Here is a 256-nt window from a genome sequence, read left to right as displayed (position 1 = left end):
AATGAACTTCCGGCCAAAACGTTGGAAGCCAAAATCGTTCGGGATGCCGATCGTCTAGATGCAATTGGTGCAGTCGGAATTGCCCGTACCTTTGCCTACGGGGGAGCAAAAGGTCGCAAACTGTATGACGACGAAGAAATTGCGCGCATGGCAATGACAGAAGCGGAATATCGCTCGAAAAATACCTCATCCGTTACGCATTTTTATGAAAAGTTATTACTATTGAAAGATCGAATGACCACAGAAAAAGGGAAAC

Annotated in this window: 1 protein-coding gene; it reads left to right on the top strand. The window is 45.3% G+C overall.

Annotated features, from left to right (window positions below; all coding sequences use genetic code 11):
• Positions 1-256, top strand: a 256-nt coding sequence (locus R0J88_RS21615; RefSeq protein WP_410901120.1) for an HD domain-containing protein, incomplete at both ends; no start/stop codon positions are given.

It is taken from the genome of Pseudoalteromonas sp. SIMBA_162 (assembly GCF_046535955.1).
Taxonomy (GTDB): domain Bacteria; phylum Pseudomonadota; class Gammaproteobacteria; order Enterobacterales; family Alteromonadaceae; genus Pseudoalteromonas; species Pseudoalteromonas marina.
This window is presented reverse-complemented; position numbering and strand designations above follow the sequence as displayed.